At 56.0% G+C, this 23,716-nt stretch carries 17 protein-coding genes; 12 read left to right on the top strand and 5 right to left on the bottom strand.

All coding sequences use genetic code 11. The features are described from left to right. Positions 1-99: 99 nt before the first annotated feature. From Poly41_RS17795 to Poly41_RS17770, 6 genes are all read left to right on the top strand, one after another. Positions 100-1,860, top strand: coding sequence for a DUF1553 domain-containing protein (locus Poly41_RS17795; RefSeq protein WP_231615745.1), 1,761 nt, complete (start codon positions 100-102; stop codon positions 1,858-1,860). An 87-nt stretch (positions 1,861-1,947) separates the two neighbouring features. Continuing rightward, positions 1,948-3,330, top strand: a complete 1,383-nt coding sequence (locus tag Poly41_RS17790; protein WP_146528066.1) for a DUF1501 domain-containing protein — start codon at positions 1,948-1,950, stop codon at positions 3,328-3,330. Between the two features lie 150 nt (positions 3,331-3,480). After that, the gene (locus tag Poly41_RS17785; protein ID WP_146528065.1) at positions 3,481-5,793 is read left to right on the top strand and encodes a peptidase; all 2,313 of its coding nucleotides are present in this window, start codon (positions 3,481-3,483) and stop codon (positions 5,791-5,793) included. Positions 5,794-5,932: 139 nt separating this feature from the next. Next, positions 5,933-6,757 carry a 3-keto-disaccharide hydrolase gene (locus Poly41_RS17780; protein WP_146528064.1) on the top strand — a complete coding sequence of 275 codons (825 nt, stop codon included), beginning with the start codon at positions 5,933-5,935 and terminating at the stop codon, positions 6,755-6,757. A 93-nt stretch (positions 6,758-6,850) separates the two neighbouring features. Next, a complete protein-coding gene (locus Poly41_RS17775; RefSeq protein WP_146528063.1) occupies positions 6,851-8,242 on the top strand; it encodes a Gfo/Idh/MocA family protein in 1,392 nt (463 codons plus the stop codon). 116 nt (positions 8,243-8,358) lie between these two features. Then, a complete protein-coding gene (locus Poly41_RS17770) occupies positions 8,359-10,110 on the top strand; it encodes a hypothetical protein (RefSeq protein WP_146528062.1) in 1,752 nt (583 codons plus the stop codon). Positions 10,111-10,173: 63 nt separating this feature from the next. On the opposite strand, the gene Poly41_RS17765 is transcribed toward Poly41_RS17770, so the two are convergent. Continuing rightward, a complete protein-coding gene (locus tag Poly41_RS17765) occupies positions 10,174-11,865 on the bottom strand; it encodes an FAD-dependent oxidoreductase (RefSeq protein ID WP_146528061.1) in 1,692 nt (563 codons plus the stop codon). Between the two features lie 134 nt (positions 11,866-11,999). Here Poly41_RS17765 and Poly41_RS17760 point away from each other — a divergent pair, with 134 nt between their 5' ends. The 4 genes from Poly41_RS17760 (at position 12,000) to Poly41_RS17745 (ending at position 17,786) form a co-directional block, all read left to right on the top strand. After that, positions 12,000-13,409 carry a sulfatase family protein gene (locus Poly41_RS17760; RefSeq protein WP_231615744.1) on the top strand — a complete coding sequence of 470 codons (1,410 nt, stop codon included), beginning with the start codon at positions 12,000-12,002 and terminating at the stop codon, positions 13,407-13,409. A 161-nt stretch (positions 13,410-13,570) separates the two neighbouring features. Continuing rightward, entirely contained in the window at positions 13,571-15,601 is a 2,031-nt protein-coding gene (locus tag Poly41_RS17755; protein ID WP_146528261.1) for a M3 family metallopeptidase, read from the top strand. A gap of 209 nt (positions 15,602-15,810) precedes the next feature. Then, the gene (locus Poly41_RS17750; RefSeq protein ID WP_146528260.1) at positions 15,811-16,407 is read left to right on the top strand and encodes an RNA polymerase sigma factor; all 597 of its coding nucleotides are present in this window, start codon (positions 15,811-15,813) and stop codon (positions 16,405-16,407) included. Continuing rightward, the gene (locus Poly41_RS17745) at positions 16,404-17,786 is read left to right on the top strand and encodes an anti-sigma factor family protein (RefSeq protein ID WP_146528060.1); all 1,383 of its coding nucleotides are present in this window, start codon (positions 16,404-16,406) and stop codon (positions 17,784-17,786) included. Before Poly41_RS17750 ends, Poly41_RS17745 begins: the two co-directional genes overlap by 4 nt. 15 nt (positions 17,787-17,801) lie before the next feature. Here the strand turns inward: Poly41_RS17745 and Poly41_RS17740 are convergent, their stop codons facing one another. Further along, positions 17,802-18,617, bottom strand: a complete 816-nt coding sequence (locus Poly41_RS17740) for an SDR family oxidoreductase (RefSeq protein ID WP_146528059.1) — start codon at positions 18,615-18,617, stop codon at positions 17,802-17,804. Positions 18,618-18,738: 121 nt separating this feature from the next. On the opposite strand from Poly41_RS17740, the gene Poly41_RS17735 reads away from it, so the two are divergent. Then, a complete protein-coding gene (locus Poly41_RS17735; RefSeq protein WP_146528058.1) occupies positions 18,739-19,026 on the top strand; it encodes a zinc ribbon domain-containing protein in 288 nt (95 codons plus the stop codon). Next, entirely contained in the window at positions 19,026-19,853 is an 828-nt protein-coding gene (locus Poly41_RS17730; RefSeq protein WP_146528057.1) for a biotin--[acetyl-CoA-carboxylase] ligase, read from the top strand. The genes Poly41_RS17735 and Poly41_RS17730 overlap by 1 nt, the downstream gene beginning before the upstream one ends. Before the next feature lie 30 nt (positions 19,854-19,883). Here the strand turns inward: Poly41_RS17730 and Poly41_RS17725 are convergent, their stop codons facing one another. The 3 genes from Poly41_RS17725 to Poly41_RS17715 are packed head-to-tail and all read right to left on the bottom strand — an operon-like array spanning position 19,884 to position 23,712. After that, the gene (locus Poly41_RS17725; RefSeq protein WP_146528056.1) at positions 19,884-21,053 is read right to left on the bottom strand and encodes an ABC transporter substrate-binding protein; all 1,170 of its coding nucleotides are present in this window, start codon (positions 21,051-21,053) and stop codon (positions 19,884-19,886) included. Further along, positions 21,050-22,516 carry an ABC transporter substrate-binding protein gene (locus Poly41_RS17720; protein WP_146528055.1) on the bottom strand — a complete coding sequence of 489 codons (1,467 nt, stop codon included), beginning with the start codon at positions 22,514-22,516 and terminating at the stop codon, positions 21,050-21,052. The genes Poly41_RS17725 and Poly41_RS17720 overlap by 4 nt, the downstream gene beginning before the upstream one ends. After that, positions 22,513-23,712, bottom strand: coding sequence for a ligand-binding sensor domain-containing protein (locus Poly41_RS17715; protein ID WP_146528054.1), 1,200 nt, complete (start codon positions 23,710-23,712; stop codon positions 22,513-22,515). Before Poly41_RS17715 ends, Poly41_RS17720 begins: the two co-directional genes overlap by 4 nt. Positions 23,713-23,716: the final 4 nt, after the last annotated feature.

The raw sequence follows: 23,716 nt of genomic DNA, 5'->3' as shown, positions 1-23,716 counted from the left end.
CCGCCCAACATTGACACCCAAACGAAGTCGGCTAGTCCTGCGCCCCGGCGGAGCGTCAAACGTAAGCGGCGCAAAAAACCAACCTGGCTCGTGGTGCTGATGTTCGGTTCATCCGTCGTGATGTTCGGATTGGTGGTTTGGGTCGTCGCCGAATCGGGATCCGAGGTTTCGTCGCCCACCACTGGGTCCGCTACTGCGGAAAAGGCGTCACCGGTCGCTGCTGTCGAGCGTGATCGCCGCGACCGCCGGCTTCGCGAGGACGCTTTGGTCCGACCGGACGTGCCAGCTTCTCACTCCGGTCAATCGCTTGCGCTCGATTTGCCAGACACCATGCACGATCTGGAAACGTTCGATACCGAGTGGACCGATCGACCCTTCGAGAGCGAGTCGCCCGTTCATGCTCACAACTCCATTGACGATTTGGTTTTCCGCAACCTGATCGAGCGAGGAATCGAGCCTGCGAAACTTTGCAGCGACGAAACCTTCCTGCGCCGTGTTTACATTGATCTGCTCGGCACGCTGCCAACCGTAGACGAAACGACAAGGTTTCTTGACGACCGTGATGAACGCAAGCGTGCCAAACTGATCGACGCCGTGCTCCAACGAGACGAGTACGTCGACTACATCACGATGAAGTGGTGTGACATTCTTAGAGTCAAAGCTGAGTTTCCGATCAATCTTTGGCCGAATGCAGCACAGGCCTATCACCATTGGATTCATGAATCGGTCAAGACCAATCGTCGTTACGATGAGTTCGCATTTGAATTGCTGACTGCCTCGGGCAGCAATTTCCGAACGCCGCAAGTCAACTTCTATCGTGCGATGCAAAGCAAAGAGCCCATCGCGATTGCTCAAACGGTAGCCTTGACGTTCTTGTGTGAACGAGCCGAAAAATGGCCTACCGAACGGCTGGAAGGGATGAGCGGTTTTTTTAGCAAAGTGGGCTACAAACCGACGGGGGAATGGAAAGAAGAAATCGTTTTCTATGATGCCCGACGCGGTGAGACGGCATCCCCGAATGATCCGGTCGCGGCCGTCTACCCCAACGGCGTGAAAGCGATCATCCCGGCGGGTGAAGATCCTCGACGCGTTTTCGCGAGCTGGTTGGTTCATGAAAAGAATCCTTGGTTCGCTCGAGCCATTGCAAACCGTGTTTGGTTTTGGCTACTCGGACGCGGCATTGTAGACCCGCCTGACGACGTCGGGCCAGAGAATCCCGCGTCGAACCTTGAACTGTTGAATCATCTTGCAGACGACCTGATTGCGGCTGATTTTGACCTCAAACACCTGTTTCGAGAAATCCTCAATTCAAGCACCTACCAGTTGTCCTGTATTCCAGCAACGGAGGATCCGGACGCGGGAGTGCATTTTGCTCATTACCACCCGCGACGCCTCGATGCCGAAGTCTTGATTGATGCGATCTGTCAAATCACCGGAACGACCGAAGTGTACATGAGCATCATTCCAGAGCCTTTCACCTTCTTGCCCGATCATCAACGAGCGATTGCACTTCCCGACGGCAGCATCACCAGCAGTTTCTTAGAGACCTTTGGGCGTCCTGCTCGCGATACGGGGATGGAACTTGAACGAAACAATCGACTGACCGCCGGTCAAGCGTTGCACCTGCTCAACTCGAACCATATTCGCGACAAGCTCAAACAGGGTCCTGGGATCAAGGAGCTACTCCGTCAAGCGATCAATTCAACACAGACAGCGGAGATCCTTTACCTTGCGATTTTGTCGCGCAGACCGACCGAGACGGAGCGAATGACCGCAGAAGAGCTTTGCCGCTCCCACGAGGGCACTCGTGATTTGGCATGGGCACTCGTCAATACCGACGAGTTTTTGTTCCGCCATTAGGGAACGTTTTCCTTGCACCGTCGATCAAACCCTTATCACCCGAATGTCACCGCGACCTTCGCTTCGTCGCTTTTGGAGTAACCCATCATGACCCATTCGCATCCTGCTCTGAATTGGGGACCCACTCTTAGTCGTCGTCAAACGCTCCACGCGGGCGTGCTTAGCTCTGCGGGATTGGCTCTGGCATCGCGAATGCAAGCCAAGGACTTCGCCATCGCTTCGGGTGATGCGGCGACCAAGAAGTTCCCCGAGGCAAAAGCAAAAGCGGTGATCCAGATTTGGCTCGCCGGCGGACCGCCGCACACCGACACGTTTGATCCGAAACCAGAGGCAGGAAGTGACTACACCGGCCCCCTGAGTGGCACCTGCCAGACGAACGTGCCAGGCATTCAGATTGGCGAATTGTTGCCAGAGCTTGGGAAGTGCGCTGACAAGTACTCCTTGATCCGAAGCATGACGCACGGACAATTTGGCCACGAGACGGCTTCTTACTTGACGCAAACCGGACGGATGCCCGGTCGGCTTGTTTACCCGGCGGCCGGCGCCGTCGTTTGTGCCTTCAAGGGGTTCCCGGAAACCAAAACCGCAGGTCCCGAAAACCTGATTCCACCCTACATTGTGCTGACCCAGCCACAAGGGAGGTTCTCAGAAGCCGGTTTCATGGGAATTAAGTACAAGCCGTTCGCCACCGGCGGTGATCCCAATGCAAGTCGATTTGCCGTCGAAGGCATCGTGGCGGCTGACTTGTCCGAGAATCAACAGTTGCAACGGCGTGAGTTACTCGCGGAACTGAATTCGCTCCATCGTGCCATTGGCGAACTCCCCGATTTGGCATTGGCCGAATCGTCTCGGAGTCAGGCCTACGACCTGATGCTCGGTGACGCCGGCATGGTGTTTAACTTGGCCGAAGAACCCGACGAAATGCGAACGCGTTACGGCCGAACGAAGTTTGGCCAATCGTGCTTGGCGGCACGACGATTGGTCGAGAAAGGAGCCAAGTTTGTGACCATCAATCACGGTGGTTGGGACACTCACAAAGAGCATTTCCAAACGATGCGGCGCAAGCTGCCGGAACTTGACCGTGGCTTAGGAACGTTGATCGCCGACCTGGCCGACCGCGGCTTACTCGAGAGTACGATCGTGTGGTGCATCGGTGAATTCGGTCGTTCCCCCAAGGTGGCAAACGAATCGCCTTGGAATGGTGGCCGTCATCATTTTGGATCGGTTTTCTCGACACTCGTCGCCGGCGGCGGATTCAAGGGCGGCCAGATCGTTGGATCGTCAAATGCCCAAGGCGAAAAAGTAAAAGATCGCCCCGTCTATCCCGGTGATTTGATCGGAACGATGTACGAGTTGTTGGGGATCGACCCCGAAGCCAGCTTACCACACCCCATGGGCGAATTCGTTCGGGCAACCCCAGGCGAAGACGAAGGCATGGAAAGCGGTGGCCGACTAACCGAGATCACGTAGTTCGATGAAACAGCAATTCGTGAGCCACCGCTTCGAGACAAGAGCGTCAAAAGCAAACGAGAAGACCGGCCGAGAACGAATGCAGCAGCCTCCGTCCACGACATGGGGCTCAAGGCTGAGCTCTAACGATAGCAAACCCCATCTTTAAAAATGACACGAACGTATCCCTCCCCCTTCCTTACCCCTCTGTCCGTTGCACTGTTGCTGCTTCTGAACGCTGCACCTGCGACGGCACAGCGTCGCGGTCGGGATCCCCATCTTGCCTACGCGTTCCCCGCCGGCTGCCAGCGCGGGACCGAGTCCGAGATTGTCGTGGGCGGCCAACACCTGAAAGACGCCACCGAAATCTATTTGGAAGGGGAGGACGTCGACATCGAAATCATCGGTTGGTATCGCCCCCTCAGCCGGGGTGAATACACCAACTTGAGAATGAAGATTCAGGAAACGAAAGAGGCCTTGATTGCCGAGCGGGAAGCGGCAGGCCAAATCGGTGAGCCGACCGATGAGGAGGTCATGGAAGCGGCCGGTGTGACCGAAGAGCAACGAAAAGAAATGGAGATCTATCGTCAACGTGATCGCGATCCCAAACGCCAGCCCAATGAGCAACTGGAAGAACAAGTGACCCTTCGGTTGGTCGTCGCAAAGCAAGCTGAACCAGGAAAACGCGAGTTGCGATTTCTTACGGACGGTGCAATCTCGAACCCCATATGGTTGCACATTGGTCGTTGGCATGAGGTGAAGGAAAACGAACCGAATGATCGTGTTTTCGACGCGGATGATGCGGTCGACGCCTTGCCGGTTGTGATCAATGGTCAAATCATGCCCGGCGACACCGACCGGTTTGCATTTGAAGCGACGAAGGGATCCAAGTTGGTCATCGATGTGGCGGCTCGCGATGTGATTCCCTTCTTGGCGGATGCCGTTCCCGGTTGGTTTCAAGCCATCGTACGGTTGACCGATTCAGCGGGAAATGAAGTCAGCTATGCCGATTCCTTTCACTATCGCCAAGACCCTGTGTTGTACTTTGAGGTTCCTCGCGACGACCGCTACACGATCGAAATCCGCGACACGCTGTATCGAGGTCGTGAAGACTTTGTGTACCGCATCACGCTCGGTGAGATTCCCTTTGTGACCAGTGTCTTTCCGCTTGGCGCTTCGGTCGATTCCGAGGTCACGCTGCTGCTCAACGGATGGAACCTGACCGATACTCAACTGCCAATCAAAACGATGTCTCGGAAACAATATCGGCCGACGCGTTGGTACACATCGCAGCAATCCAGCGGCGTCTCGATCCGTTTCCCCGTTCAGATCGACTATTGGCAGGAGGTCTTTGACGAGGAACCCAACGACAACTACGAGAATGCACAAACGATCAAGACACCGGTTACGGTGAATGGACGCATCGATCAAGCGGGCGACGAAGACATCTTTCGAATCGCTGGCGGCGGCCGCTTGGTGGCCGAAGTCCACGCTCGCCGACTCGGATCGCCGGTCGACTCGATCTTGCGAATTACGGACGAAACAGGCCAGGAGATTGCGTTCAATGATGACCACAAAGACATCACACAAGCCTTGCAAACCCACCATGCGGACTCTCACTTGTCGGTTGCCCTACCGGCAGGAAGCAACTACTTTTTGCACCTAAGTGATGCACAACGCAAAGGAGGCCCGGACTTCAGCTATCGGTTGAGTCTGCGAGCTCCGCAAGCTGATTTTGAGCTCCGAGTGGTACCCGCCAGCATCATCGCGCGTGCTGGCCAAGTCGTTCCCATCACGGTGTTCGTCATGCGAAGAGATGGGTTTGCCGAAGACATCGCCATGCGTTTGATCAACGCCCCTGAGGGGTTTTTACTGGGCGGCAGCTTGATCCCTGGATCGGTAGACAAAATTCGGATGACGTTAACCGTTCCTAAAGATGCATCCGAGGCACCGGTCGCCTTAGAAATGGAAGGCGTCGCACGTCGTCGGAGTCGCAGTCGAAGCGAAATCGTTCGCCCCGCGATCCCAGCCGAGAACATGATGCAGGCCTTTATCTGGTATCACTTGGTCACGGTTGAGAATTGGAATGTGATCGTCAATGGACGACCGGGGGCCAAGCTGCCGTTCTCTGTCGCGATGCCACGTGCGAGCCTGCAACTACCGCGAGGTGGCGACTATCTGCTGAAGGCGATTCCCGCTTCCCAAAACATCAAGCCCGACGATTTCCATGTCGAACTGAGCGAACCGCCAGCGGGGCTTTCTGCGTCGATTCTGACCGATCCCTCGGGAGCCTTTGGAATCAAGATCACGACGGAGGAAGAAGAGATCGAGCCCGGTCTAAGAGGGAACTTGATTTTCAGCGTCTACAAGGAAGAAACGCCGAAACCGACGGAGCAGGAACCCGAACCCAAGCCACGCCGCACCGATTATGGGTATCTACCCGCAATCCCATTCGAGGTGGCGGTTCGTAAAACGAGTCGGTAGGGCGATGCTTCGGCACACCCAAGCATAAAAAACAGTGTTGCCTTGGTCCGAGCCGGCTGCATTGCTGTAATTCGCTCACCAATGCGTTATCCTATCGGCTTGGTTGCTACATCAACTACGAGAGACAAGGCTGGCTACGTTGGACATCAAACTGAGTGATCGCTTCATGCGTTGCGGTGTTTTTTTTGCGATGCTGATCCTGACCCACGACGCCTTTGGCGAGGAACCGGGACGTTTCAAGTACGAGTACCCGGGGTACAACGATACGCCGTTTTATCCCGCAACGAAGTTTTATCCTGCGGCAACGTATCGCGTCCATGATCCGAACCAACCGCAACCTCCGCGGGTGTTGCCACCGAACTCGGACGGATCCTTGGGGACGCCGGCACCCTCGGATGCGGTTGTTTTGTTCGATGGAACTTCGCTTGATGCGTTTGAGGAAAACGATGCGGTCGTCGAAAACGGAGTGATCGTGATCGGTGGCGATTCGTTGTTGACGAAGCAAGCGTTTGGTTCGTGCCAATTGCATCTTGAATGGCGGACGCCGGAAACGTTGGCCGATCGTACCGGCAATATGGGAAACAGTGGTTTGTTCTTGATGGATCAATACGAGCTACAAATCTTCGATTCCTATTCGTGCAAAATCTACGCGGATGGTTCGGCCGGCGCGATCTATGCGCAAACGCCACCGTTGGTGAACGTGTGCCGGAAACCCGGGGAATGGCAAAGCTTTGATGTGGTTTTCCATGCTCCTGTGTTTCAACAGGGTGAAGTGGTTTCCTTGCCGGAAATCACCGTGCTGCACAACGGTGTCTTGATTCAGGATCGAACCCAGATCAAAGGACCGACGCTACACAAGACCGCGCGGCCAATCACACCGCACGCCGAGAAAATGCCACTTCATATCCAAGGACACGGTTGCCCGGTCGGGATCCGAAATTTTTGGATCCGCCCTCTCGATTGAGCCCTCGGCCGGTTCGACCGCCTCAAACCATGCAGCGGTTTCTTGGATTCGCAACCGCTTCCTATCCCCCCACCTTTTATCCTGAGATTCATCATGATGTCCAAATCCAACTCACTCAATCTCCATCGCCAAGCCAACGCCCACCGGACACCGCGCCGTCGGTTCCTCAAGTCACTTGCGACGGCGGCCATCGCTCCCGTCGTCATTCCTGCTTCAGCGCTCGGCCGTGATGGCCATACGGCACCGAGTGAGCGGATCACCATGGGGCTGGTCGGCAGCGGCGATCACGGATCGGGGTGGAATCTCGATCGCATGTTTGCCAACAAGGACCAACAAGTGGTTGCGGTTTGCGATGTCGATTCGTCACGCGTCAAGACCGCCGCCGCAAAGGTTAACGCCCACTATTCGAAGGAGTCGGGTGGGGACTATCGCTGCGACACCTACGCCGATTTTCGGGATCTGATCAATCGCAAAGATATCGATGCGGTCGATGTTGCCACGCCCGACCATTGGCACGTCATCCCAGCGTTGATGGCGCTGAAATCAGGCAAGCATGTGATTTGCGAGAAGCCCCTTTCGCTCACGATTGCCGAGGGGCGGATTTTGGCAGATGCGGCCAAAGCGTCCGGAAAGGTTTTTCAGACCGCGTCGGAGAACCGATCGGTTGAGTCCTACATCCGCATGGTCGAATTGGTCAAAGCCGGAGTCTTTGGTGAGATCAAACACGTCAAAATCCTGCTTCCGCCAAGCAATCGCCAACGCAAAGAGATGGACCCAACGCTTGGGACGCCACCGCCGCAACTTGACTACGAGATGTGGCAAGGCCAAGCACCGGAAATGCCTTATTACGCGTCTCGGGTCCATTATAATTTTCGCTGGAACCTGGCTTATTCGGGTGGCATCATTACCGATTGGGGTGCCCACATGATCGATCTGGCGCACTGGGCAACCGGCAATGAATTGACCGGGCCGGTGGAAATGGAAGGCGCCGGCGTATTTCCGCCTCGCGATGGCATCTGGAATACGGCGGAAACGTTTAAGGTCCACTATCGTTATCCATCGGGGTTGACGACAGAGTTGTTTACAGACGCACCAGGGCTCAAGTTCGAAGGGACGAAGGGGTGGCTGTTGACTCGCGGTTGGCGTGGTCCGATGCAATCGGATAAGCCAGAGCTCCTTGATACGGCTTTGAACGCGGAACAGACGCTTCGTCGCCCGAGAACCGACGGCAGCGGTGGGGAGCACATGGAATTCACCGATGCGATCAAAGAGGGGCGTCAGGCCTATGCACCGGCGGAAATTGGCCACCGCACGATCACGGTCGCTCATCTTGGGAATATTGCGATGATGCTGGGGCGAAAATTGCAATGGGACCCGGCACAGGAGGCATTTGTGAACGACCCGGAAGCCAACGCCATGCGAAGCCGCGAACAACGAGGTCCATGGACGATCGAGAATGTTGATTCTTGGCTGAATGTGGGGTGACGATCGGCTTCGACATGTTCTTGGCCGATTTGTGTAGATTGATAGACAAATCGGACCTGCCACTGCATTAGAGTCTTCGCAACGGTCCATCTTTATCCGTCTGGAGTGCTCCATCGATGACAAAACAGGTCGCGTTTCCTGCTCTTGGCTGGCCCATCGTGGTCGGGATTTCCGTCGTGGTCTTTGCATCCTGTGTCTTGCTCGGATCGGCAAGTCACGCCGATGCACCCGATGGGAAGTTCGATGAAGCTGCGATCGCCGCTTTGTCGGGCGGTCAACTCATCAAAAAGCTGCCCGTCCGTGTGGTGGGGCCTGAGGGTCGTCCCGTATCGGGTGTGCAGGTGACGCCCTGGGCACTGCGCAGCTCGCAAGGTCACGGATGGTGGCGAGACGATAGCGACGATCGATCGGAGTTGGATCCTACGGTGGTCACCACCGACACGGAAGGTTTGGCAACGGTCGAGTATCCGTTCTATCGCGATGCTGCCGAACGGACGCGTACGATCGGCGTTTCGGTCTTTGCCAACCATCCCGAATTTGCGTTTCCCGATGCGATCCACATCGATGTGCCACTTGAAACGTCCACGCCCTACGAAATCGAACTGAAATTGGGCGTGCCGCTGGTGATGCAGGTTACCCTCGATGGCAAGCCGGCTGACACAGAGAATCTGTTCGCGATCTGGTCCGACAGTCGATCATGGAGCAGTGATACGAAGGTTGAGCGATTGGCGAAGGGTGGACTTCGCATTCCTCCGATGCAAGAAGGTCGCAACAGTGTGTTGGTCGTTCGGATCGAAAACGACAAAGCCACGCATTTTAGTAAACGGACCGATTTCGATCTTGCGGTTGGCGAAGAGCACAAGATCGAGATCCCGCTCGCGCCGGCCCAACGCATTGAAGGTAAATTCAGCGATGTGGTTCCGCGACCGGTCCGACAAGGTCGTGTTGTCTTGTGGACGCTTTCGCCGGCGGATGCGGACCAAGATCGCGTCCAATGGACGACCTGGGTCCCTGTGCATGAGGATGGAACGTTCACGATCGATGGATGGCCGGACGGCGAACCGATCCAGGCCATTGCGATTTGCGACGGGTTCATTGCTAAATCGGGCAAGGCGCCGTCCGAGGTGACGGATCCGCCCGACCCGGAAAAGGATTTTTTCAATCGCCCTCAAGTATTCCGCAGTGGCGAGGCGGTTGAGATCGCGATGAAGCCGATGGTCGATTGGCAGGTAACCACCGTGGACGAAGATGAAGAGCCTGTGGCGGGAGTCGATGTGGCATCTTGGCCTAATGTCCAATGGTGGAATGACGGATCGCAGGTCTATGCCGGGTATTTGGCTCGAAGTGAAATCCTCGTGCAGACTCACGACTACCAAGGTTCGCTCGACGATACGTACCCGCCTCCGTTTCAAGGAACGACCGATGGGAGTGGCCAGGTGACGCTGCAACTACCGTTCGGCGAAGAGAGCTTGACGGTGATCAGCGAAGTCTATGAATTGCCGGTCTTTCTTGGTCGACGATCGGTCAAGATCGAGTCCAATTTGGATCAGACCGCCGAAGTCACCCTTCGATTGCAACCGAGCGGTACCGAGCGACTGGGGGAATGGGACAAATTGGCTGGAGTGGTTTTTGGTTGTTCAACTCGCGAGGGTAGGCGGATCTGCGCGTTGCCTGAGGTGCGAGAGAAAATGGATGCGTTTACCAAACGGTTTCGTGAAGCGAAGAATCAACAAGATCCACAGTTATTGTCCGAAGCCTACACCACCGTCGCCGAAGCCTTCGCGGGTGTGGGGGATTTGGAAGAAGCGACCAAGTGGCACCGCAGGGCGGCTGAACAGTCCGCGAAGCTGAAAGCAGAGAACGAATAACCCGGATGATTCGTTGGAGTGGTAGGCTTTAGCCGATTGCGTGCTGGATCCTTGCTGAATCGGCTATTTCCCAGCACTCTTTGGTTCATACGTCAACACTTGGCCGTCGGCCTCAAGTCGTTCGCGGAGTTTTGAATAGCGGACGTCTTGCACGGCAATCTCTTCGTCGATTGCCTGTACGGCGGACGTGGCCGCACTTTGGCCCAAAATCATGAAGACCGGTTCCATCCGGATCGAACCGAACGCGATATGCGAACTGGAGACACAAACCGGGACGAGCAAGTTCGTGCAGTCCTCTCGCTTTGGCACGAGCGAACCATAGGAAATCTCGTAGGGACCTTTCGTGCTGACGCCGATGTCCCCCTCGTTTTGCACGTACCCCTCCGGTGTAATGTATCGCTGCACATTATGCGAATCCATTGCATAGGATCCCATGCCAACCGAATTTGGCGTCGGACGCCGTTTCAGCAGTTCGTTCTCTGTCATCACGTACATGCCAACCATCCGCCGCGCTTCGCGGATGTACAGCTGATGAGGCCAATGGCCATTGTCGATGAACTCATCTTTGGCCAGACCCCAAGTTTGCATTTCCGTCCGCACGTCGTCGGGGACGCGTGGATCCGTACACAAAAAGTACAGCCATCCCTTCTGATACGTTTCGTGTTCGCGGAGGATCTCTTCCCGTCGCTCGTAACTCGCGTCGGGGTAATCGTAGTTGTAGCCGATGTTGTCGGTGCTGAAGGGACCGTGATTGTTGGTGTCGGTTTTGTGATTGGGGATCGGGTCAAACTTGTCGAAGGTTTCATCGAAACCTGCCTGATAGATTCTCGCTAATAATTCGTACTGAGATGCGTCATAGCCATCGGGCTTCGCAAACGGGACGCGGTTAGGATCATGATTGGTCAAGCACATGCGAAAACAATAGGCTTGGATCCGATGGTCGCCAGCGAGTTTTTCGCCTGGGGGTTCCGTACTGATCCGAGGCAGTACGCCGCTGGTTGGATCCCCGGGCACGCGATAGGGGCTGACGGGACGATCGAGGATATCGAAGTGATGGTGGTGATGGAGGACTCCGGTTTGCACGCCCCCATATTTTTCATCGTAGACGTCACCCGCTTCGCGGCCCGTCGCATATTGGACGCCGGCGGCTGCCATCAAGTCGCCTTCGTACGTGGCGTCGATGAACATCTTACCGGCGTAGGTTTCTCCGCTGAGCATTCGGATCGACGAGATCTTTCCATCGGTTTTGACCACACCGGATTCGCGGTCGAGCCATTGTTCCCGGTGGACGGGGATCTGAAATTCCTCAACGTAGTCCTCGAAGACCTGTTCAGCGAGATGCGGCTCAAAGATCCACATCGTGCGGTTCTTGCCGTCGATCGCTCGGTTGCCTTGGCCGCGGTTGCCGTACTCGTCGAGTGTTTGGTGGGGCCAGTTTTCCGGTCGCTGGTATTTTTGCCAAATCCGGTGGTAAAAATCGCGAGCGAGTCCCCCGATCACGCCCTTGTTGCCGGTGTCGGTCCATCCGAGCCCGCCGCTGGTGAGTCCGCCGAGATGTCGGTCAGGTCCAACGAGGACCACGGACTTGTCCATCTTCTTGGCTTGTACGGCCGCGATCACGCCGGCTGAGGTGCCGCCGTAAACGACGACGTCATAGGTCGGGGGTTCCGCAGTCGCCGGTCGTCGATCGATGAGTCCCGAAACGAGCAGCAGACAGAGGATCGACGCGAAAAACAAGGGTTTTGAGGCGGTCATCGGTGTGGTGGGGTTGGGGATTTGGGGCTGGAGATTCAACACCCGTGGTGCAAAAATGAAACAACATCTTAGCACGAAGAATTGTATACTGTGCGGCTTCAACGCCACCGGATCCTTTTTATCGAATGATCATCATGCGAAATCTTTCTGTTTTTTGGCTGCTCCTGATGCTTGGCTGCGTGTCACTTGACGCCAACGTCACGGAAGCGACTGACCGTCCTAATTTCGTGATCTTCATCGCCGACGACATGGCATGGGACGATAGTGGTGCCTACGGCCACCCGTCGATTCGAACAAAAAACATCGATCGGCTTGCCGAGCAAGGCATGCGGTTTGACCGAGCGTTCTTGACTTGTTCGTCATGCAGTCCGAGTCGTTCCTCGATCATGACGAGTCGGTACCCGCATGCGACCGGCGCGGGCGAACTTCACTTGCCGCTGCCAGCGACTCAAATCATGATGACCAAGCCGCTGTCGCAATCAGGCTACTGGACCGCTGCGGTTGGTAAGTGGCATTTGGGAGATTTTGTGACCGATCAAGTCGATTACCAACAAGCGTCGTCGCCGGAAAAGATGGGGGACGCATGGGTCCATGCATTGCGAAACCGTCCGACGGAGAAGCCCTTCTTCCTCTGGGCTGCCCATTTGGATCCGCATCGGGGCTACAAACCAGGCGCGATCGATCCGCCTCACTCACGCGAGGATGTCGTCGTGCCCCCATTCTTTCCTGATACGGATGAAGTTCGTGACGACATGGCGCTTTACTATGACGAAATCGGACGTTTCGACGAGCACATCGGCAGGGTGCTCCAGGAACTCGATGCACAGGGCATCGCGGACGACACCTTCGTCTTGGTGCTCAGTGACAACGGTCGGCCTTTCCCACACTGCAAAACTCGCGTCCACGTTCCTGGGGTGCGAACGCCGCTGATTGTCCGTTTTCCCGGTCGTGCGAAGGCAGGGACCACCTGCGACAGCGTGGTCAGTTCGATTGACATTGGGCCGACCGTACTGGAACTGGCTGGGGTGCCGGTTCCCGACAACTTTCAGGGCAGCAGCTTCGCGGGGCTGCTAGCAAACTCAACAGCCGAAATTCGGCGTTATGCGTTTGCGGAGCATAATTGGCATGATTACCGAGCCTTCGAGCGCGGCGTATTGGGTAAAGAATTTTGCTACGTCCGCAACTGGTTGCCGAATACCCCAGGCACTCCACCGGCGGATGCCGTCAACAGCCCGACCTACGCCGCAATGCAGCAACTACATGCCGAAGGCAAGCTGACGGAGTCCCAAAAGGGGTGCTTCGAAACACCTCGTCCGACCGAGTTTTTGTACAAGATCGCTTCTGATCCGAACTGTATCGCCAATTTGGCCGAAGAACCACAGTACCGCTCAACGCTGGAGGCGATGCAAAATGCACTGGGCGAGTGGCAGCGGCAAACCGAAGACTCATTTCCTGGTGAAGACCAACTCACTCCCGACGCGTTTGATCGCGTTTCGGGGAAACGAATCCTCCCTGGGGCGAATCCCTCCCTGATCAAAAAATAAAGGAATCGATCGTGACTGCATCTTGTTCGACCGCCCGAAGATCCCATCAAACCCTTGGCAAGACGCTCCGTTTGGGGCTGATTGCTACCGTTTCGTTGCTCCCCTGTTTTTCTCAAGCCGAATCCACTGAGACTGTCGTGAACCAAGAAAAGACTTCGCCAATGCTCAAGCCGTGGACCGGTCCTTATGGCGGCGTCCCGCCGTGGAATTTGGTCCGCACCGACGAGTTTCTCGGTGCGTTTGACATTGCGATCGCCGAAGCGAAGGATGAGATCACCGGAATCGCGGACCAGTCCGACCCAGCGACGTTTGAGAACACGATCGTCGCACTCGAAAAATCGGGCAAGACGCTGCAGCGACTCGAGACGTTGTTCGACGTGCACGCATCGAACTTGAACGTGGGGCCGATCCCCGACCTCGAACGGACCGTTGCACCTCAATTATCCGAATATCGCGATAGCATCTATCAGAACAGCGCGTTGTTCAAACGGATCGAAACGATCTACCAAAGCGACGCGATGGATTCGTTCACCGTCGCTCAAAAACGACTGGTCGATGACCTCTACAAGACGTTCGTCCGGCAAGGCGCCAAGCTGAGCCAAAGCGACAAGGCCAAGTTGTCGCAAATCAACACACGTTTGGCCCGATTGTTTACCGATTTCAGCCAAAATGTACTTGAGGACGAAAAAGGTTTTGTCACGTGGGTCGAAAACGAAGCAGACCTGGCGGGATTACCCGAAAGTGTCACGACGGCGATGAAGTCCGCGGCGACGGATCGTGGCAAGCCCGAGCAATGGGCGGTGACGAACACACGATCGTCGATGGACCCCTTCTTGACCTATGCCGACAACCGGGAACTGCGCGAGCAGGTTTGGCGGAATTATTACAATCGCTGCGATAACGGTGACGAACATGACAACAACGCGATCATTTCAGAAATCTTGAGTTTGCGGGACGCGCGAGCAAAATTGCTCGGTTATGAAAACCATGCCCAACGCCGACTCGAATCGACCATGGCTAAGAGTCCAGAAGCGACCATGGATCTGATGATGAAGGTCTGGCCCAAAGCGGTCGCTCGCGTCCGCGAAGAGGTCGCCGACATGCAAGCGATCGCGGACCAGGAGGGCGTGAACCTCAAAATCGCCCCGTGGGATTATCGGTACTATGCCGAAAAGGTTCGCAAGGCAAAATACGATTTGGATTTCAACGAAGTGAAACCCTACATGCAGCTCGAGAAATTGCGTGAAGCGATGATGTGGGCCGCGGGCGAGCTGTATGGGATGCAGTTCACGCAAGTGACCGACGTCCCTGTCTTTCATCCGGACGTGCGCGTCTGGCGAGTCGACGATCAAGAGGGCAACCGGGTCGGGCTGTGGTACTTGGATCCTTACGCTCGCGAGGGTAAACGGAGCGGTGCGTGGATGAATGCATATCGCCTGCAAGAGAACATCGATGAACCGATCACACCGATCGTGTCGAACAACTCGAACTTCATCAAGGGAGCGGAAGGTAAGCCGGTTTTGATTTCTTGGGATGATGCGGTGACGTTGTTCCATGAGTTCGGGCACGCGCTGCATGGATTGAATTCCAAGGTGAACTACCCGTCGCAGGCCGGCACGAGTGTGGCACGCGACTACGTCGAATTTCCTTCGCAATTGATGGAACATTGGCTCGATACCCCCGAAGTGCTCCGCAAGTATTGCGTGCACTACGAAACCGGAGCACCGATGCCGGCGGAGTTGTTGGAAAAGATCAAGAAAGCATCAAAGTTCAACCAGGGTTTCGATACCGTCGAGTATTTGGCCAGTGCGATTGTCGACATGAAATTGCATACGACCGATCAAGACAAGATCGATCCGGATCAGTTTGAACGTGACACGTTGGCGGAAATTGGGATGCCCGAAGAATTGCCGATGCGCCATCGAACGCCTCATTTTTCGCACATTTTTAGCAGCGATTCGTATTCCGCCGGGTACTACAGCTATTTGTGGTCGGATGCCTTAACCGCAGACGCAGCCGAGGTTTTTGAAGAAGCGGGGACCTACTACGATCCTGCGATTGCGAAAAGCCTGCATGACAATGTGATGAGCGTGGGTGATACGATCGACCCCGCAGAAGGGTTCCGCCGATTCCGCGGTCGTGATGTCGATACGAGCGCACTGCTAAGGAAACGTGGTTTTCCGGTGCAATAGCATCGTGGTCTCGCGAAACCTTGGCAGGGATGTCGGGTTTACTCCTACGGAAGCGTCGCGATGTGTTTGCGGCGTGTGGTGGTTACACTGGAAGAAACAAGAAGCCGAAGACATCGGTCGCACTTTCCCTCGTTTGCGAAAACAATTGCTTGGCTGTTAGCGACTCAACCGCAAAACGCTATCAACAGTCCGATCCGGACGTTCGTTTGATGCTGCGCGTTCGTGACGACGACGCAGGTGCTTTTGAAGAGTTGGTGCGGCGTTACGAAGCGAGGTTGGTGCGGTTGATGCATACCATTGGCCCAAGTCATGACTTGGCTGAGGATTTGACTCAAGAAACGTTCTTGCGTGTCTACCGTGCGAGAAAGCGTTACGAGGCCGGCGCCAAATTCTCGACGTGGCTGTTCACGATCGCTGGGAATGTCGCTCGAAACTCGAGCCGATCGGCTTCGCGTCGGCGCGAAGTGAACGAGGTCGACGTACCTCGCGGCTTCGAGACCCCCAGCAATGCTCAGATGTTAGCGTCAACGGCGCTGGACGCGAGTGGCTTGATGCCGAATCGATTGGCGGAAGGAGACGAGCGGGCCAAGATTGTACGGACGGCGGTGTTGTCGTTGAGCGAACGGCAGCGGATGGCGCTGATGCTGTCACGTTTTGAAAACATGAGCTATGCCGAGATCGCTGAATCGATGGAGCTCAGCCCCAAAGCAGTCAAGTCGCTGCTCAGTCGTGCGCGAGTGAACTTGAAAGAGGCGTTGCAGCCTTACATTGAATCGGGTGTGCTTCCGAAAGAGGGGAGAGTATGAGTGCTGAATTGTTGTCCGACAACGCTCCGCTTGACCCCGACGATGAGCTGCTTGTCGCCTACGTGGATGGCGAACTGGATAACCAGTTGCGTGGGGGTTTGGAGGAACGCTTGCTTGAAGATGAAGCGCTTCGCCGGCGACTTCAAGAACTGCAACGGGGTTGGGATTATTTGGATGACCTTGCCGGGTCAACTCCAAATGAAAAACTGGTGGAATCGACGATGGAGTTGGTGGTTGCCGACTTGGTCAAACCGCAGCAGACGCAACATCGCTCGCTGTGGCCGATTCGCTGGCCAATGGCCGTCACGGCGATCAGTCTCGCCAGCATCTTGGTGACCGCAGTGGTGATTGGCATGGTTCGGAGCCATCAGTACCGTGCCCAGCTTGCGGATTTAGCGATTGCTGAAAATTTGGATGCCTACTATTACGGAAACGACTTGCAGTTGATGCGAGGTTTAGCGATCAACGAATCGTGGGCCAAGACGATCGCCTTGATGCGAGAAATCGGTGATCTGCAGACCCCCAAGCCGTTGGTGGCGAACCTCCCGATGGACCAACGTGAATCGGTCATCGCGGAAATGCCACTCGCGGACCGAGCTCAATTGGGGTACCGATGGAATCGCTTTGAAAGGCTCAAACCGGAAGATCAAGAACGGCTGCGCGCGACCGCGTCGGAGGCGGCGGACCAACCGGATTCGGATCGTTTGCTCGAGACCATGCAAGCGTATGCGGTGTGGCGAGAAACGTTGCCGAGCGATCTACGTGACAAGATCGAGTCGAATAATCTTGATGAGCGGCGGGAAGCGATTCGCATCGCGATGGACAAGACCCAATTGGATTTGTCGCGTCGATCCGGCGAAATCTTGTCGGATGAAACGATTGAGCGAATTGACTACACGCTGCATCGCATTCTCGACGAACGGTTGAGAATGGACGATCCTAAGTTGAAAAAGTTCATGGAGCGTTTTTCAAAAGGTGCGACGCCCGAGCAAGTTGAGATGATCGCGATCAATGCGATGGTGATGACCGATGGCGGCCGATCCGGTCGTTGGGGGGGGGGCTTCATCCGCGGCATGGCCGATCGACCCGCGCCTCTGAATGCGAACGAATTGGATATGATCAAATGGTGGTTGCCCGACGAGGATCATGAGACGCTTGATTTGATCGCTGGCGACCCTCGCAATCCGTTTATGGAATCGGAAACGCTACGTTATTGGGCCGGAGAAACCGTCAAGCGGAAATCACCCTGGCGAAACGAAGATCCTCGTAGTCTGCTGCAGCGTTACCAGCAGATCGATGATGATGAGTATCGATTGATGTTGGATCTGATGCCGCCCAAGGAGATGCTGGACCGCTTGGTGCCCGAGCAGCGCCGCTAAGGGCGACGTGGGCGATCAGATCGTGACCGAGGCGAATCCGCCATCGATCGTGATGTTTTTTCCGGTCACGAAGGACGAAGCGTGGCGGCTGGCGAGCCAGACAACGGCCCCGGCCAATTCATCGGGTCTTCCAAACCGAGCCATCGGCGTGTGACCGATAATCTGGGCACCTCGCTCGGTATAACTGCCGTCTTCGTTGAACAGCAATTTGCGGTTTTGTTCGGCGGGGAAGAACCCTGGACTGATCGCATTGACCCGGACACCGGTCGTCGCCCATTCACGAGCAAGCCACAACGTTAGATTGATCACAGCGGCTTTGGCAGCCGAGTAGGCGACCACGCGAGAAAGCGGAATCATGCCCGACATGGATGCGATGTTGATGATGCTGCCCACGCCTGCCTCGATCATATCAGGGGCGAAAACTTGGCTCGGTAGCAACGCTCCGCCGACCAGGTTCAGATCAAGAACGTCGCGCCATGCCTCCAACGGTAATTTGCAGATGTCGCCTCCCGGCGAGATCGTTGCGTCGGGGCGATTGCCGCCGGCGGCATTGACCAGCACCGATGCGGAGGATCCGGCCCAGGCCTTGATGGCGTCGCGTGCTTCGGCGAGTGAGTCGGCGTCCAAACCTTCCGCAGCGAAGAACCGAGCCTCGCCACCCGCGTCGGTAATCGCTTTGGCCCGAGCGGTACCGCGGTCGGCATTGCGTCCAACAACGGCGACTTTGGCTCCAAACGAGCCAAGCGACTCGGCCATCATGCCACCCAGTTCACCCGTGCCACCGATGACCACGGCGACATCCTCATTCAGCTGAAAAATTTGATTGTTCATGTTGCCAGCAATTTAGTCCGTTCCTGCGTGCTGGTATAGTCGGGTGCTGGGACGCCAAACCAGGCGCCCGTTCCGCCGGCCAAGGCGGGAAATCCAATCCTTGTCGCATCGGCAGCACTCCATGAACGATGACTTTTTTTCCTGTCCCCACTGCGGGGGCGACGTTCCCGCCCGAGCCAAAGCGTGTCCGCACTGTGGCAGCAGCGACGCCGACGGATGGCGACAGGACACCGACGGGTTCGCTAGCCCGTATGCTGAGGACGATCACTCGGAGGACGACTTCGACTACGAAGCGTTTGTCGCCGATGAGTTTTCAGATGACAAGAGGGTCTCATCCAAATTGAAACCTTGGCAAGTGATCGTCATCGTATTGGTGTTGTTCGCGTTTCTCCTACCCCTGTTTCTGTGATGATCGAAACCGTTGGCAATGTGGATCCCGTTGGACGCTCCGTCATGGAACGCTTGATTGACGAGCGTTTTTGTCGATCGGCGTGCTATCGCGAGGAGTCAAAATCGACCAATTCCGATGCGCTCGCCGATTTGCGGGACCAACCCCTTGCCGAAGAGTGGCTCCCGCGTCTTTATCTTGCGGATCGACAAACCAGCGGACGCGGTCGCCAAGGGAATTCGTGGTTAACGGGTGAAGATGCGTTGACGTTTTCGCTTGTGATCGATTTTGACTCGGTCAGCGAGCCGCATTCTCGACTGCTGTCGCTTGCTGCCGGAGTTGCGATTGCTCGCGGTATCGAGTTTCTGTTTGCACCGGCGAAGTCGAGGTTGAAGTGGCCCAACGATGTCTATTTGGCTGGTGGAAAAGTCGCGGGCATTCTGATCGAAACCAGCCAAGCTTTTTCGAATCGTTTGGTGATGGGTGTGGGCGTGAATGTCAATGAATCCCCCGCCTTTCCTGTGCTTGACGAAACCGCGCCCCCCCAGTCGCTGTATGGTGCAACAGGACGACGCATGTCGCGATTCGAGGTGCTCGAGGCGATGATCCAGAACCTGACCGAAGCGACCGAGCAATTACGACAGTCGCCGATGATCATTTTGACTGAGTTTCGTAATCGCTGCATGCTAACGGGAAAGCAAATCAGCTTTCGCGAATCCGGTGACGATTGCCAAGGCAATTGCCGTGGCATTGCCGACGATGGGTCACTAATGATTCAAACCGCATCGGGATTAAGAAACTGCGATAGCGGAGCCATTCGCATGGTTCGGGTCAAGCGTCCGTTCTAAAAATGCACGGGTGCTCTGTTACCGCTGCACTTATTGCGTTGGGCGTTTGAGGGTAACGTCCCGGTGGTTGCTGCCCAGCCCATCCCAGACAATGGTTCCCGTGATCCCACGCCACGGTGACAACCCGGCCACGCCGTCGCGGATGCGAGCTCGGTTGAGTCCGCTGCTGCGAATTGCATCGATCAGTAGAACGGTCGCATCATAGCTTGCCGCAGCAGCCCAATCGGGTTTGTGGCTAAATCGATTCTCGAAGCGATTTTCAAATGCCGTCCACTGAGCGGTGGGTTCAACCGGCTTGGGGTAAGCAAGAGGACCTCGCTGACCAGGTTCGATGCGACACATTCGCCGTCCCATGGCGGGACCGCCGACGAGGGCACCCTTGTACCCGATCTCACGAAGTTGACCGACGAGTTCGCTACTGCGCACCGCGTCGGCGATCACGACAACCAAAACGGGCTGCTGGTTTCTGACTTCCTGAACCAGCTTCGTGTCGACGTTTGAATCGGTGGCGCATTGAAAATGATACGAGGGCACGAGGTGCTTGGCGTCCAGTTGTTTTTTTAGCTCCACGGTCAACAACTGAGAATCGTGGTCGGTGGCTGAGACCAGCACCCACGGCTTTTCGGCAGCCAGATGTTGGATCTCAACGACCAACGGTTCGGCAACTTTCGCATCATGGGGCAAACAGGAAAACATCCATGGCACGTTCGCCAGGTTGATTGTTTTGTCCGATGCCGTCGGGCTGACGAGCGTCAGACGGGCCTTGGCAACCACCTGTTCGGCCAAATGCGTCGACGCCCCATCGTTGCCGCCAATGATGCCCCAGACGGGTTCACGGTAAACGAGTTGTGTCAGCTCGGCGACGCCGGTGCCCCAGGGGTTCTCAGACCAAATGGGGTGCAACTGAAAGGGGATGCCTTGATAGCCGCCTTGGTCGTTCGCGTCCTCGACCGCCATTTGCGCCGCCCGCCACGGATCGAGATCCGAGCGTTCGGGTTCACCCGAAGGGGGATCTTCGAAGGGGCCAAAGAACGCGAGGGTGACGAAATCCACCTGCGGAGCTTCCGCCTCGCGTCCCGGTCCAGCGTAATGTGACACCGTATCGCGGAGTCGAAAAAACGGCGAGGTTTCCGTGGTCTGAGCCAAACCGGAGATCGCCGTACCGAACAGCAGCAGGCAGGCAAACGGGATTCGGATCACTCGTCTTCCCCAGCCGACCGGTCTCGGGCGGGCGTGTAGCCACGAGGCAGATCAAGGTCGTCACGGCTCAGAAAATTCCATTTGCCATTTTCTCGCTTGGCCAAGAACACCTCCCCCACGTCGTCGAGAACCGCGCTAAGTTTGATCTCGCCCGTCACGCCTTGCCAGGGTTCGTGAGCGTAATCGCGGTAGGCCAGAACATCGCGGATTTTGGCGCGGTTTAAACCCGCGACTTGAGTGGCCCAGAGCAACATCGACATGCCGTCGTAGCCGTGGGCCGAATAGGTGTCGGGGTCTTCGTCGAACCGTGCCCGGAAATCCTCGCGGAACTTCGCGAGTTGGGCATCATCACGATTCGGATTCCAAGGATACAAGCAAGTGACTCCCTCGGCGTTGTCGCCAGCAATCTTGACAAACTCATCCGCGACACAGCGGTCGCATGCGTAGTAGGGTTGATCCATGCCCCTCTCTCGCATTTGGTTCAGGATTCGGGCGCCGTCGCCGGCATCGCCCCAATGGACGACGGCCTGGGCACCGGCTTGTTTGAGCCGTTCAAGTTGCAACGAAAAATCTTTACCGCCGACCGGGTAAGCCATCTCCAGTACGATCGGTTTGCCCAATCGCCGGCTGCTGTCACGGATCTCACGCACTCCAAATCGGCCGTAGCGGTTGCTCGCCCGAATGATTCCGATTCGGTCGAAGTTCAGTTTCCGATACAGGTAATCCACCAACAAATAGCTCATTTGTCGGTCATCGCTGATGCAGCGAAATACCCAGGGAATATTCGTCTCGATGAACGTTGGATCGGTATCGCCCGAATTCATCATTGGCAACTCTGCTTTCAAGGCAACCCGAATGGCGATATGGGTGTTCGCACCATCGATCGTTCCGAGGGCCGCCCAGACGTTTTCCTTGTACGCCATGTCGACCAATTCGTTTCCGGAAGCACCCCACAAACCGTTGTCATTGTGGACCACTAATTCAAATGGAACATCACGGCGCAAGTAACCACCGGCGGCGTTTGCATGATCGATAGCGATTTGCGCTCCTTGTAGCATCATCTGACCGAGGGCTTCTTCGTGGCTGCGACCACCGGTTGCGACAGAGACCGTCGCTTCAATCGGTCCGATGAAGCCTATCTTGACGCTGTCCACATGCTCTGGCTCTGGCTTGGAACGCCCAGGCCCGGTGTATTGCAACTGTTCGAGAAAATGCTGCTTAAACGCTTGGACATGGCGAAAGGGTGAGACATCGCTTGGCGTTTCCGCATACGACGCGTCCTGTTTGAGTCCCAGGTTGGGAGTGGCATACGCATCAACTTCGTTGATCGCCCGCAACACTTCCATCGTGTGCTCGCTGACCGGGATCGGCGGTTGCCAACTTGGTGGACTCGACTCCGGTTCGGCGGTGATTCCCAAAGCAGGAAGGAGCAAGACAAGGATTGGAAAAAGGAGGTTTCTCATTTGCTTTCTTTCGCCGTTTTCTTAAGTCCTACGTAATAGTCGTCGCCGACCGCCCATGCCAGACCCTTGGAGGTTCCAACCCAGGCGTCGTTGCCATTGAAGTCAACACACAGCGTGTAATTGTGCGGCAAACAGCGATCGAGCGAGATCTCGGCCACGACTTCACTCCCTCGCTTGACCACGGCTTTGCCACCGTGCGTGGCAGGGTCTTGCGTGTAGGTCACCCAGGTGTCCGTGGCGAAATCGGTGACGACTCCGACGCCGCGGTCGGTCGCATACCAAGCTTCGTTGGCACTACGTCCTTTGACGGCATTGCCAAAATCACTCGGCAATCCGGTTTCGTGGGCATAATAGCCACGCCAATTGCGTCCGTCGTAACGGGACATACCAAAATAGGTCGAGACCCATAAGATCCCGTCCGCGCTACTGGTTCCGGTGGTGATCACATGGACGATGCCGTCATCACGATAGAGGTCGATTTCCATTTCACCGTCGGGATCCAAGTAGTCCTTCCATTGTTCGGTGGCGAGATCATATTCCAACACACCGCTCCCCCAAACGCCAAGATAGACCTTGCCATTTCCGGTCGAAACGCCGTAGTTCCAAATCTCTTCCATCGGAGCGTTCTTCTCGTTAAAGATCGTCCATTGCCCGGTTTCGGTGTTGTAGCGACTGGCCCCGGCGGTGGTAGCCGCCCAGACGTTACCATTTTCGATCGCTACTCCGTACACGACATCGTTCACCAAGCCGCTGTTCAATTGGTTCCAATGCTCAAAATGGCCGCCGCTGAAACGTGCCAGCCCGCCACCAAACAGTCCAATCCAAAGATCGCCTGTGCTTGGATCAATTTCCAGAGCGGAAACAACACGCCAAGGCAAACCCTCTTCCTCCTGCCAGCTTTGAATCTGTTGAGTCTTCTTATCGTAACATGCCAGTCCATTTTCGGTTCCGATCCAAACTTTTGAATCGGTCGCTTTCACAGCAAATACATGATCGTTGGGAAGCCCCTCGGCAACCGTCAAGTGCTTCCAATTCGTATAGACGTAGGGCATCCCCGGGTCGGAGGGTGTCGCGACCGGGTTGGGATCGGCACCCACCGCGACCTGACCTTCACTCGCTACTGGATGCATCAGCAACGCAACCGCCAAACACGCCATCGCTTTAAGACCAGGAAGCGTCTCCGATAAAGTCGCCATAAAA

It is taken from the genome of Novipirellula artificiosorum (assembly GCF_007860135.1).
Lineage (GTDB): Bacteria > Planctomycetota > Planctomycetia > Pirellulales > Pirellulaceae > Novipirellula_A > Novipirellula_A artificiosorum.
This window is presented reverse-complemented; position numbering and strand designations above follow the sequence as displayed.

Bases quoted from the DNA above. Each gene is read 5' to 3' on its own strand.
- Poly41_RS17770 (WP_146528062.1), top strand. From the start codon at position 8,359: ATGACAAAACAGGTCGCGTTTCCTGCTCTTGGCTGGCCCATCGTGGTC.
- Poly41_RS17760 (WP_231615744.1), top strand. From the start codon at position 12,000: ATGCGAAATCTTTCTGTTTTTTGGCTGCTCCTGATGCTTGGCTGCGTG.
- Poly41_RS17745 (WP_146528060.1), top strand. From the start codon at position 16,404: ATGAGTGCTGAATTGTTGTCCGACAACGCTCCGCTTGACCCCGACGAT.
- Poly41_RS17735 (WP_146528058.1), top strand. From the start codon at position 18,739: ATGAACGATGACTTTTTTTCCTGTCCCCACTGCGGGGGCGACGTTCCC.
- Poly41_RS17790 (WP_146528066.1), top strand. From the start codon at position 1,948: ATGACCCATTCGCATCCTGCTCTGAATTGGGGACCCACTCTTAGTCGT.
- Poly41_RS17730 (WP_146528057.1), top strand. From the start codon at position 19,026: ATGATCGAAACCGTTGGCAATGTGGATCCCGTTGGACGCTCCGTCATG.
- Poly41_RS17715 (WP_146528054.1), bottom strand. From the start codon at position 23,712: ATGGCGACTTTATCGGAGACGCTTCCTGGTCTTAAAGCGATGGCGTGT.
- Poly41_RS17775 (WP_146528063.1), top strand. From the start codon at position 6,851: ATGATGTCCAAATCCAACTCACTCAATCTCCATCGCCAAGCCAACGCC.
- Poly41_RS17795 (WP_231615745.1), top strand. From the start codon at position 100: ATGTTCGGTTCATCCGTCGTGATGTTCGGATTGGTGGTTTGGGTCGTC.
- Poly41_RS17750 (WP_146528260.1), top strand. From the start codon at position 15,811: ATGCTGCGCGTTCGTGACGACGACGCAGGTGCTTTTGAAGAGTTGGTG.
- Poly41_RS17765 (WP_146528061.1), bottom strand. From the start codon at position 11,865: ATGACCGCCTCAAAACCCTTGTTTTTCGCGTCGATCCTCTGTCTGCTG.
- Poly41_RS17755 (WP_146528261.1), top strand. From the start codon at position 13,571: ATGCTCAAGCCGTGGACCGGTCCTTATGGCGGCGTCCCGCCGTGGAAT.
- Poly41_RS17720 (WP_146528055.1), bottom strand. From the start codon at position 22,516: ATGAGAAACCTCCTTTTTCCAATCCTTGTCTTGCTCCTTCCTGCTTTG.
- Poly41_RS17785 (WP_146528065.1), top strand. From the start codon at position 3,481: ATGACACGAACGTATCCCTCCCCCTTCCTTACCCCTCTGTCCGTTGCA.
- Poly41_RS17740 (WP_146528059.1), bottom strand. From the start codon at position 18,617: ATGAACAATCAAATTTTTCAGCTGAATGAGGATGTCGCCGTGGTCATC.